The following is a 12,140-nucleotide window of genomic DNA, read 5'->3' as shown; positions in this document are numbered from 1 at the left end:
CCCTCGGAGCACCGAACGGAATCCCGGGCACAGGGACCCGGGATAACGACTTGCGCGAGATGACCCGATGTCGCGAACCGATCACTCGTAGAATTCGGGTGAGTGCTTGTGCGCCTTGAACACGTCGGGATCGTGGGCGTAGATGATGTCGGCGCCCTCGGTGTCGCGGACCCGCTTCACCCAGGCATAGGCATCGAGCATCCCGACCGGATCATAGACGCTGCCGATGCTCGGCAGGATGTTCTTATCCAGATTCTCCTGGAGATAGATGGCGTCGCTGGTCAGCACCACTGTTCCGGTCTTCGGCAACCGCACCACCAGGATCTGGCTTCCGGGCGTGTGCGACACGGTGCGATGGATGAAGACGCTGTTGTCCCCGAACAGATCGAGATCGCCGTCGAGCTCGATGGTCTTGTACTTGGCCGGCATGCCGCCGCCGACGCTGTTGCGCAGCATGGCGAAGTCGTCCGAGATGAAGAAGGTTGCATAGCCCGGCGCCGGCCAGAACGCGTTCCTGATCTCGTCACGCTGGAACACGAAGGTCGAGTCCAGGAATTTTCCGATGTTGCCGGCGTGATCGACGTGGAAATGGCCGAGCACGACATATTTGATATCGGAAGGCTTGACGTTGATCTTGGCAAGCTGTGCGTCGATGGCGATGTCGGGCGAACGGCCGGGGTCAAGCGCCTTCACGAACGGGCCCCAATAGTCGGGATCCTTGATGATGCGGTCGTTGTTGCCGCAGTCGAACAGCACGTCGCCCTTCGGATGCCGGATCAGAAAAAAGCCGACCGGGATCTGGACCTTGCCACTGCTGCCATTCTGAATGATCGACTTGTCGAGATTGAGCGCCCCCGACGAGAAGACGTAGAGCTTCATCTCCTTCGGCGGCTCCGCGGCCATCACGGCACCGGACATAAAAAAAAGTCCTGCGGCCAGCGAGCCAAGGACCTTCGACGCAATCCCCCGCATGTCGTCCTCCCTGTTTTCGACGCACTTTTTTTCAGCGGATGTCGTACCCTACCATAGTCTAATGACGCTGTGCAGGATCAATGCACGCGAGCATGCAATAAATTCAACCTGCAAGACGCTGCGTTTGTGCACCGCAACTGATGGCGCGTGCAACGCGCCGGCGTGGTCAGGCAATCACGTCGACCACGGCTGCCTTGAGGACCTCGCGCGCATCGTCCGGCTTGAGCCGCACCTGTAAGCCGCGCTGGCCCCCGTTGAGATACACCTGTTCCTGCGTCATGGCCCGCCGGTCGATCACAGTGCGCACCGGCTTGCGCTGCCCGAACGGGCTGATGCCGCCGACCTTGTACCCGGTGACGCGCTCGGCCTCGAGCGGCTTCATCATCTGCGCCGACTTGCCACCCGCGGCGACGGCGAGCTTCTTCATTGAGACTTCCTGGTCGGACGGCACAACCACGCAGACCGGCTTGCCGTCCACTAAGGCCATCAGCGTCTTCAACACCCGCGCCGGGTCTTCACCTAGCGCGGAGGCGGCCTGGAGCCCGATGCTCGCGGCATCGGGATCGTAGTCATAAGTGTGGACGGTGAAGGCAACTCCGGCGGCTTCAAGCGCGCGCGTGGCGGGGGTGACTTTGGACATGAGTCACGTTTACCACCGTCATTGCGAGGAGCGAAGCGACGAAGCAATCCAGAATCCCGCCGGAGAGACAGTCTGGATTGCTTCGCTGCGCTCGCAATGACGATGTGGGCACTCTTGCGCGCCAAACCCTCGGTGTCATCGCCCGGCTTGACCGGGCGATCCAGTATCCCAGACGCCGGCATTGGAGAACTCGCTCTTACCACATCCGCCGCGGCGTACTGGATGCCCCGGTCAAGCCGGGGCATGACAGCGGTTTCTGTGGCAAGCCTCGTGCGCGATGACGACAGCGGAGTTTTGGCGGCGCTACGCCGCCAAACTCCACAGGGAGGAGGTCGCCCCTACTCCGCCGCGTCGCGCATCTCCACGCGCTCCGCCCTGGCCGCGCAGAACTTGAACTCCGGGATCTTGCCGAAGGGATCGAGCGCCGGGTTGGTCAACAGGTTCGCGGCCGCCTCCGCATAGCAGAACGGCATGAACACCATGTTCTCGGGCACGTCGCGGTCGGAGCGCACCTTGACCTCGACGGCGCCGCGTCGGGTCTCCAGGCGAATGAAGTCGCCCGGCGCGAGGTTCTTCTTCCGCATGTCCTTCGGCGACATGAACGCGACCGCTTCCGGCTCGATCTGATCGAGCACCTGGGCGCGGCGTGTCATCGAGCCGGTGTGCCAATGCTCCAGCACGCGGCCGGTGGAGAGCACCATCGGGTATTCGGCGTCGGGCAGTTCGTCCGGCGGGATCACCTTGGCCGGCACGATCTTGCCGCGGCCGCTCGCGGTCGGGAAGCCCGTGGTGAAGATGATCTCGTTGCCGGGCTTGTCGGGAGCATCGGCCGGATAGGTGACCGCGCCTTCCCGCACCAGCCGCTCCCAGCTGATGTTCTTCAGCGACGGCATCAGCTCCGCCATCTCGGTGTAGACATCGCCGGGGCCGGAATAATTCCACGGCAACCCCATGCGCTTACCGATCTCCTGAATGATCCAGAGATCCTGCCGCGCATCGCCCGGCGGCTTGATCACCTGACGCGCGAGCTGCACCCGGCGGTCGGTGTTGGTGAAAGAGCCCTCCTTCTCCGCAAAGGCCGAGGCCGGCAGGATCACGTCGGCATGGAATGCGGTCTCGGTGACGAAGAGATCCTGCACCACGAGATGATCGAGCATGGCGAGCGCTTCGCGGGCATGCTGGAGATCGGGGTCGGACATCGCGGGGTTCTCGCCCTCGATATACATGCCCTTGATCTCGCCGGCATGGATCGCGTTCATGATCTCGACCACGGTCAGGCCGCGCACGGGATCGAGATCCTGCTGCCAGAGCTTTTCGAAAGCGCCGCGCAAGTCGTCGCGGCCGACCGGCTGGTAGTCCGGCAGGAACATCGGGATCAGGCCGGCGTCGGAGGCGCCCTGCACGTTGTTCTGACCGCGCAGCGGATGCAGGCCGGTGCCGGGACGGCCGACCTGGCCGGTGATCAGCGCCAGCGCAATCAGGCAGCGCGCATTGTCGGTGCCGTGGACGTGCTGGCTGATGCCCATGCCCCAGAAGATGATGGAGGATTTTGCGCGCGCATAGGTCCGCGCGACCTCGCGCAGGGTCTGCGCCGGGATGCCGCAGATCGGCTCCATCTTCTCCGGCGTGAATTCCTTGATCTTCTCCTTGAGCTCCTCGAAGCCTTCGGTGTAGCCGGCGATGTACTGGTCGTCGGTCAGGCCTTCGGTGATGATCGTGTTGATCATCGCGTTCAACATCGCAACGTCGGAGCCCGGCTTGAACTGCAGATGCTTGGTCGCGTGACGCGACAGGCTCTGTCGCCGCGGATCCATGACGAACAGCTTGGCGCCCTTCTTCGCCGCGTTCTTGATGTAGGTTGCCGCCACCGGGTGGTTCACGGTCGGGTTGGCACCGATCACCCAGATCACTTCGGCGTCCATCGCGGCCGCGAACGGCGCCGACACCGCGCCCGAGCTCAGGCCCTCGAACAGCGCCGCGACCGACGAGGCGTGGCACAAACGGGTGCAGTGATCGACATTGTTCGAGCCGAAGCCGGTGCGCACCAGCTTCTGGAACAGATAGGCCTCTTCGTTGGAGCCCTTGGCCGAGCCGAAGCCCGCCAGCGCCTTCACGCCTTTCTCGTCGCGGATCTTGACGAGACCCTTGGCGGCGATATCGAGCGCCTCTTCCCAGCTCGCTTCACGGAAATGGGTGAAGGGATTGGCCGGATCGACCTGGTCGTTGGCGTCCTTCTTCGCATTCGGCAGCCGCACCAGCGGCTTGGTCAGACGATGCGGATGGTGGATGTAGTCGAAGCCGAAGCGGCCCTTGACGCAGAGACGGTTGTGATTGGCGGGGCCGTCGCGGCCCTCCGCATAGATCACCTTCTCGTCCTTGACCTCGTAGGTCACCTGGCACCCGACGCCGCAGAACGGGCACAGGGAATCGACCTTCTTGTCGGCATAGATGACGCGGGTCTGCTTGTCGTCGAGCATCACGGCCGGCATCAACGCGCCGGTCGGGCAGGCCTGCACGCATTCGCCGCAGGCGACGCAGGTCGATTCGCCCATGGGATCGTCGAAGTCGAACACGATCTTGGCGCCGGCATTGCGGTAGGCCATGCCGATGACATCGTTGACCTGGACCTCGCGGCAGGCGCGCACGCACAGGCCGCACTGGATGCAGGCATCGAGATTGACGCGCATCGCCGGATGGCTGGCATCCGTCGCCCAGCGCTCGGCGGCGGGGAAGCGGCTCTCGGTGACACCGGTGGTCTCGGCCCAGTGCCAGAACTTCGAATCCGGATCATGCGAGGTCTCGCGCGCCGGCTGGTCGGCGACGAGCAGCTCCATCACCATTTTCTGCGCAGCAATCGCGCGGGCGCTCTCGGTCTTCACCTTCATGCCGACCGACGGCGTGCGCTTGCACGATGCCGCCAGCACGCGCTCGCCTTCGATCTCGACCATGCAGGCGCGGCAGTTGCCGTCAGGGCGATAATCGGGTGCGGGCGAATAGCAGAGGTGCGGGATCTCGCGGCCCTGGCGCTGGGCCACCTGCCAGATCGTCTCGCCGGGTTTGGCCTCGACCTGCTTGCCGTCAAGCTCGAACGTAATCTTGGTCATTCGGCCGCGTCCTTGAACTCGTCAGGGAAATATTTGATCACGGTGGTCAGCGGATTCGATGCCGCCTGTCCGAGCCCGCAGATCGAGGCATCGCGCATCGCTTGGCTCAATTCTTCCAGCAAGGCCCGATTCCAGACCGGCTTCTGCATCAGCAGCGCCGCTTTCTGGGTTCCGACGCGGCACGGTGTGCACTGACCGCAGCTCTCGTCCTCGAAGAACTTCATCAGGTTCAACGCCGCCGCGCGCACGCTGTCCTTCTGCGACAGGATCACGATCGCGGCGGAGCCGATGAAGCAGCCATATTTTTCCAGCGTGCCGAAATCGAGCGGGATGTCGTCCATCGATGCCGGCAAGATGCCGCCGGACGCGCCGCCCGGCAGGTAGGCATAAAACTGATGGCCGTCGGCCATGCCACCGCAATATTCGTCGATCAGCTCGCGCACGGTGATGCCCGCAGGCGCCAGCTTCATGCCGGGATTCTTGACGCGGCCCGAGACCGAGAAGCTGCGCAGGCCATGACGCTCATGGCGGCCATTGCCCTTCCACCAGTCGGCGCCCTTCTCGACGATGTCGCGCACCCACCACAGCGTCTCGATGTTGTTGATCAGCGTCGGCAGGCCGAACAGGCCGACCTGGAACGGGTAAGGCGGCTTGTGCCGGGGCAGGCCGCGCTTGCCCTCGATGCTCTCCAGCAGTGAAGATTCCTCGCCGCAGATATAGGCACCGGCGCCGCGGCGCATATGCAGCGTCGGACCGCCCGGCGGGAGCTTGGCGATCTCGCGTTCGAGGATCTCGCGTGAGGCCGGATATTCGTCGCGCAGATAGATGTAGACGTCGGAGGCCTGCACCACATGCGCGCCGATCAGCATGCCCTCGATGAAGCGATGCGGATCGGTTTCCAGATAATAGCGGTCCTTGAACGTGCCGGGCTCGCCCTCGTCGCCGTTGATCGCCATCAGCCGCGGTCCGGGCTCGCCGAGCACCGCGCGCCATTTGCGTCCCGTCGGGAAGCCTGCGCCGCCGAGACCGCGGAGCGAAGCGTCGTCGAGCGCCTTCAAGAGATCGTCCTTCGGCAGCTCGCCGGAGCGGAGGCGATTGAGCAGCTTGTAGCCACCGCCGGCGAGGTAGGCCTCGTAGCCGACATAGTTGGGCAGATGCGCGTGGGTGTCGCCGGCCTTCGCGGCCGCCATGACATTGGCGACGGTGGCGTGGTCGACGAAGTTGTGGCCGACCTCAGCAGCAGGCGCGGTATCGCAACGGCCAACGCAGGGCGCGCGCACGACGCGGATGCCAGGGCCCGAGGCGCTCTGCAAATCCTGCAGGAGCTTCTCACCGCCGAGCATCGCGCAGGTCAGCGAATCACAGACGCGGATCGTCAGCGGCGCGATGTCGGGCTCACCTTCCTTCACCACGTCGAAATGAGCGTAGAAGGTCGCGGTCTCGAACACCTCGGCAAAGGCGAGCTTCATCTCGTCGGCGAGCGCGGCGAGATGCGCGGCCGAAATCTGGTGGTACTTGTCCTGGATCAGGTGCAGATATTCGATCAGCAGATCGCGCCGCCGCGGCCTGTCGCCGAGCAACAGCTCGATCTCGTGCGCCGCCGTAGGGTCGACCTGGCGCCCCTTGGGCGTCGCCTTGGCTCGCTTCCGTCCCTCGCCCGGATGTTCGAACGAGCGGACCTGTTGCACGTCGTGGCTCATCGCTGCGTCTCGTAGCCCTTCTTTAGAACAAGTCCAATCCTAATCATTGGCATACCAGATGCCAAGAGAATTCGTGCGTTGCAATAAGTATTTAGGGGGCATGCGGCCAAAAAGCCGCATGCCCCGCTCGGATTGATCTGGCGCCGCCCTCATGCACCTTGGAGTGGAGATTCCCGCTGCGAGAGGGCCCTGCGCGATCAGAAGATCTTCACCGCGCTCTCGAGCGTCTTCAACACGCCCCATGCGATCGGAATAGCCACGAAGGCCCAGAACAGCGCGGCCGAGACATCGAGCCCACCCTTCCCGATACCGAAGGAGCCGTGCTGGATCACCGCTTCGCTCTTGGCGCTCGCTGCCTGCAACTTGGCGACCTCTTCCGCGCTCATGTTCCACTTCGGATTGACCGGCCTGATCAAATAGTTGCAGATCAGGCCTGCAATCAGCATCGCGCAGAGGATGTACATTGTGGTGTCATAGAGTTTGTCCCGCGGCACGCCGGCCGCAAGCTGGAACTCGCGGATATAGTTCACCACCACCGGGCCGATGATGCCCGCGGTCGACCACGCCGTCAGCAGCCGGCCGTGGATGGCGCCGACGAACTGAGTGCCGAACATGTCGGCGAGATAGGCCGGCACGGTCGCGAAGCCGCCGCCATACATCGACAGGATGATGCAGAAGGCGAGCACGAAGAACAGCTTCGAGCCCATCGCCGCGAAGGTCGGCGCCAGCGCGTAGAGCACGATGCCGAGTATGAAGAACGTGTAGTAGGTGTTCTTGCGACCCATGAGGTCCGACATCGACGCCCAGAAGAACCGGCCGCCGATGTTGAACAATGACAACAGGCCGGCGAAGCCGGCGGCGATCGCTGCGATCGCAGCTTTCTGTTCAACCGAAAGCTGGCCGAAGCTTAGCTCGGGATGCCCAATCAGCTTGCCGGCGAAGATCTCCTGGAGCATGGGCGAGGCCATGCCGATCACGCCGATACCCGCCGAGACGTTCAAGCAAAGCACCCACCAGATCAGCCAGAATTGCGGCGTCTTGTGTGCGTTATTGAGGTGCACATGGTGCTCGGTGATCATCGACTTCTTCTCGGTCGGCGCGGTCCAGCCCTCGGGCTGCCAGCCGGTCGGAATCACGCGATAGGCGAAGGCGCCGATCATCATGAAGACAAAATAGATCACGCCCATCAAGAGAAAGGTCTGCCAGACGCCGACGTCGGCGGCCGACTTGAACCCAGGAAAGAAACCAGGAGCGCCCAATTCAAAATGGAAGGAGCCAAGATCGAAGCTGAGGAATTTGCCGCCGTTCACCAGAATGTTTGCCAGAGGCGCTCCGATCATGGCGCCGCCGCCAAATCCCATGATGGCCATGCCGGTCGCCATGCCGCGGCGGTCCGGAAACCATTTGATCAGGGTCGACACCGGGGAAATGTAGCCGAGGCCGAGACCGACGCCGCCAATCACGCCGCAACCAAGCCACATGATCCAGAGCTGGTGGACGTAGACTCCGAAGGCACCAATCAGAAGACCGCCGCCCCAACAGCAGGCGGCGACGACGCCCGCCTTGCGCGGACCGGCGCGCTCGAGCCAGCCGCCCCAGATCGCAGCGGAGACGCCGAGCAAGACGAAGAACAGCGTGTACATCCACCCCAGGCTTGCGACCTTCCAGTCGCAAGTGGTGGTGAAGAGCTCTTGCCACAGCGACATATCCGGGCAGGCTTTCGGTGCGGTCAACCCGATCGCGCGCGACAGCGGCAGCCAGAACACCGAGAAGCCATAGGCCATGCCGATGCACAGATGGATGCACAGCGCTGCCGGCGGCACCAGCCAGCGATTGAACCCGGCGGTCGCGATCGTGCGTTCACGATCGAGGAAGCCGGAAGCACCAATTGGTGCAAGAACGGTATCGGCAGTCGTCATAAGCATTACCTCCAAAGCGTGGCCTTGCCGGCACATCGGTTTGAGACCGGTCGTGTGCGAGCTTGGCAGCCGCGCATGACAGGTCGGACTTCATGCCGAAGCGGAATCGTCTGGTGAGCATCGCCTCATGCGCGCCGAGCAAACGGCTGATCGCGGGTGACGTCCCTTCGCCTCGCGAGCAGCGTTGCAGTGACGGCAATCGCGCCCTCATCCCCCTCAACACCCTGTCTTGAGATGAGCAACGCGCGTGCCAGAAATAGCATCGTGACAATTCAACGACTTCCCGCAGCGCAATGTGCTGCGTCGGACAGAATGTCCCGAGATCCTCGGACAAAATGTCCAATCAGCTCGCTTCCGGCAGCCACACCGTGAATGTACTCCCGGAACCGACGCGGCTTTCGGCCGTGATCTGTCCGCCCTGGCGCTTGATCAGCGTCTGGCTGATCGAGAGGCCGAGCCCGGTGCCTTGCCGCCGTTTCGTGGTGTAGAAGGGGTCGAATATCTTTTCGATCACCTCGGTGCTCATGCCGATGCCAGTGTCGGCGACCTCGATGGCGACGCCTTGATGGCCGTCGCGCTCCGCATCGAAGGAGCGGAGCGTCAGGGTTCCGCCTTCCGGCATGGCGTGGATCGCGTTGACGATGAGATTGACCAGGACCTGCTGCAGCTCGTTGCGATTCATCAGCACGAGCCGGTTGGCGCGGTCGTCCCTGACCACGGCGATCTCGGTCTTGTTCAGAAGATGCTGCACCAGCGGCAGACAGTCGGAGATGACGCTCGCCAGCGCATGGCGCTCGACATAGCCGGCATACTCCTCCGGCCTTGCAAACTGCAACAGCTTGGTCACGATCTGGCTAATGCGGTGAATCTGCTCGTCGAGCAGGCGAAACTCGACCTTCGCCTTGTCGGCATCGGCCCCGAACACGCTGCGGATGACGTCGAGATTGCCCTGCATCACCGCGATCGGATTGTTGATCTCGTGCGCAACGCCGGCGGTGATCTCGCCGATCGCAGCCAGCTTCTCCGACATGATGAGCTGCTTGGTGGTCGCCTCAAGCTTGAAATTGGCGTGCTCGAGGTCGCGCGTGCGCTCCCGCACGCGAACGTTCAGCTCCTCATTCCATTCCCGGAGCTGTCGGTCGCGTTCCTGGATCTGGTCGAGCAGGCTGTCGAGATGAACCGCGACGCGGCCGATCTCGTCACCCAACACCGGCATCTTGGTGCGGGCGGAGAGGTTCCCGCGCTCCACCTCGGTGATCGTCGCCGTGACGCGCTCCAGCGGCATGAAGATGGAGCTCGCCCAGCGCAGGAAGATTGGTACGGTCGCTGCGGTGATCGCGATGAACGCTGCGATGATGATCATCAATGTCTGGTATTTGGCTTCACTGAACGGCTTCTCCAGAAAGCCGACATAGAGCATGCCGACCCGCTTGCCGTAACTGTCGACCAGCGGCTCGTAGGCGGAGATGTACCAGTCATTGACCACGAAAGCGCTGTCGAGCCAGGTCCGCCCCTCGCCCAGCACGGCCGAGCGCACCGCCGCCGACACGCGCGTGCCGAGCGCGCGCCGTCCCTCGAACAGACGGACGTTGGTCGATATCCGCACGTCGTCCAGGAACAGCGTCGCAGTGCCCTGGCTGCCCTCCGGCAGGCTCGCCGCGCGATAGACGAGATCGTTGATCGTGTCGATGAATTCGAGATTCTGGTTGAGCAGCGTGCCGCCGACCAGCGCAGCGGCGCCACCGTCAGGTAGCATCGCCCGGCTCGCCGCATGCACGACCATGCCGCGCGTCTCGGTGCTGCGGTCGGTCGGCACCGCGTTCGGGGTCGGCACGAGGTCCAATCGCGCGCGCTCAGCCAGGGCCGGCGAAATTGCGGCGAGCTCGTCATTGCCGAAAATGTCGACGCCCGTCGCAGGGACCTGTCCCGACAGCGCCGACCTGATGATTGGCCAGTCACTTCTCGGTCGATGCTGCAGCGGCGGCGATGAGGCCAGGACGTCGCCGCGATCGTTGGTCAGATACAGGAAATCGAGACCAATTTCCTTGCGGGTCTCGTCGAGCAGATCCTGCAGGGAGCCGCGCGCATCCGGCGCCAGCACCTCATGGAAGCGGGCCGACAGGCTGAGCGCCCGGAGCTGGACGCCGGTCTTTTCCAGGATGCGGGCGAGATATTGGTGGGCGATGGTGAGATCGCCGTTGACCTTGGAGATCAGGGTCGCGTCGAACTTCGCGTTCCAGCGATAGATCGCAACGCCGAGCAGGAGCGGCAGGATGACCAGCATCGGCAGCAGCGCGATGGCGAGCAGCCGGAAGCGGACGGAGCGTCCCCGCACGGGCTCGCCGCTGCGGCCGGCAGCATCAGACATCCCACAACGCGCATTTGCGGTCGATGGTCTTGCGCGAGATACCGAGGCGACGCGCCGCCTCCTCGCGATTGCCATTGACCTCCTTCAGCACGCCGAGAATGTGACGGCGCTCGAGCTCCGCGAGACTGTCGGCAGGCGCCGACTGACCGTTGTTGCGGGGACCGGCGAAATCGTCGGGGAAGGCGCCGAGGATCAGCGTGCGCTCGATCAAATTGCGCAGCTCGCGCACATTGCCTGGCCAGTCATAGCTTGCGAGCGCCGCCCGCACCGCGGCGTCGATCGGCACCGGCGGCATGCCGAGCTGAGCCGACAGCTTGCTCATGAAGATGGCGGCAAGCTCCTGCACGTCATCGCCGCGATCCTTCAGCAGCGGCAGGCGGATTTGCATCACGTTGAGCCGGTAGAACAGATCAGCTCGGAAACGGCCCTTCTCGACCTCCTTCTGAAGCTCGGCATTGGTTGCGAAGATGAAGCGAAGGTCGACCGGAACCTCACGCTCGGAGCCGACCGGACGGACGCGGCGGTCTTCGAGCACGCGGAGCAGCTTGCTCTGCATCGGCAGCGGCAGCTCCCCGATCTCGTCGAGGAACAGCGTGCCGCCATGCGCATACAGGAATAAGCCCTCGCGTCCCGAATCGGCGCCGGTGAACGCGCCCTTGATGTGTCCGAACAGCTCGGCCTCGATCATCTCGGGCGGGATCGCCGCGCAATTCACGGGCACGAAGGGTTTGTCGGCGCGGTCGGACAGCGAGTGGATCGAGCGCGCTGCCACTTCCTTGCCGGTGCCGGATTCGCCGGTGAGGAGAACCGAGGTCGGCAGGCGCGCGACGCGCGCGATGGTCTCCCGTACGCGCAGCGTCGCTGCCGACTGTCCGATCAGATTGTCGCGCAGAAAGGTGCGGTCGGACGAGGCACGCAGAGCATAGCGCAGGACATAGTTCTCGCGCTGGAGGCGGACACGGTCGAGGCATCGTGCCACCGCGTTGAGGATCTGGTTGGAGCGGAACGGCTTGAGCACGAAATCGGCCGCACCGGCGCGCAGGGCCTGGATCGCAGTGTCGAGGTCGGCGTAGGCGGTGATCAGGATGGCGTCGGCGAAAAAGCCGACGGCGCGCTGCTCGGCGAGCCAATCGACGCCATTCTTGCCTGGCATGATGTTATCGAGAATGACGACGTCGTAGCGGTTGGAATCGAGCTTGCGCGAAGCCTGGTCGGTATCGGCCGCCTCGTCCACCAGCTTGCAGCGCGGCGCAAGCGTGCGCACCAGGAAATTGCGCATGCCCGGCTCGTCGTCGACGATCAGGATGGAGGCCTGCGCCAGCGCGCCGAACTCCGGCCCTGCAGCCGTCTTGCCGAGCTTGACGGCAGGCTCGCGGCCCACCGCGGGACTTGCAGCTGCGCTTGCCCTCGAAGTTGAGAAAGTCATGCCCGATGTCT

The 12,140-nt window shown here is 63.8% G+C and carries 7 protein-coding genes; all 7 read right to left on the bottom strand.

Translation table 11 applies throughout. From position 1 onward, the window contains the following. Positions 1-81: 81 nt before the first annotated feature. A complete protein-coding gene (locus LRP30_RS08795; RefSeq protein WP_164940322.1) occupies positions 82-918 on the bottom strand; it encodes an N-acyl homoserine lactonase family protein in 837 nt (278 codons plus the stop codon). A 220-nt stretch (positions 919-1,138) separates the two neighbouring features. Further along, positions 1,139-1,612, bottom strand: a complete 474-nt coding sequence (gene ybaK, locus LRP30_RS08790) for a Cys-tRNA(Pro) deacylase (RefSeq protein WP_249760048.1) — start codon at positions 1,610-1,612, stop codon at positions 1,139-1,141. A gap of 338 nt (positions 1,613-1,950) precedes the next feature. Continuing rightward, positions 1,951-4,716, bottom strand: a complete 2,766-nt coding sequence (gene fdhF / locus LRP30_RS08785) for a formate dehydrogenase subunit alpha (RefSeq protein ID WP_249760047.1) — start codon at positions 4,714-4,716, stop codon at positions 1,951-1,953. Continuing rightward, positions 4,713-6,416, bottom strand: a complete 1,704-nt coding sequence (locus LRP30_RS08780; RefSeq protein ID WP_249760046.1) for an NADH-ubiquinone oxidoreductase-F iron-sulfur binding region domain-containing protein — start codon at positions 6,414-6,416, stop codon at positions 4,713-4,715. Before LRP30_RS08780 ends, fdhF begins: the two co-directional genes overlap by 4 nt. Before the next feature lie 197 nt (positions 6,417-6,613). After that, positions 6,614-8,335: an OFA family MFS transporter gene (locus LRP30_RS08775; protein WP_249760045.1), complete on the bottom strand. Its 1,722-nt coding sequence runs from the start codon at positions 8,333-8,335 to the stop codon at positions 6,614-6,616. A gap of 343 nt (positions 8,336-8,678) precedes the next feature. Beyond that, the gene (locus LRP30_RS08770; RefSeq protein WP_249760044.1) at positions 8,679-10,703 is read right to left on the bottom strand and encodes a cache domain-containing protein; all 2,025 of its coding nucleotides are present in this window, start codon (positions 10,701-10,703) and stop codon (positions 8,679-8,681) included. Then, entirely contained in the window at positions 10,696-12,129 is a 1,434-nt protein-coding gene (locus tag LRP30_RS08765; protein WP_128935817.1) for a sigma-54 dependent transcriptional regulator, read from the bottom strand. Before LRP30_RS08765 ends, LRP30_RS08770 begins: the two co-directional genes overlap by 8 nt. Between the last annotated feature and the right edge of the window lie 11 nt (positions 12,130-12,140).

It is taken from the genome of Bradyrhizobium sp. C-145, assembly GCF_023375135.1.
GTDB lineage: Bacteria > Pseudomonadota > Alphaproteobacteria > Rhizobiales > Xanthobacteraceae > Bradyrhizobium > Bradyrhizobium zhanjiangense.
This window is presented reverse-complemented; position numbering and strand designations above follow the sequence as displayed.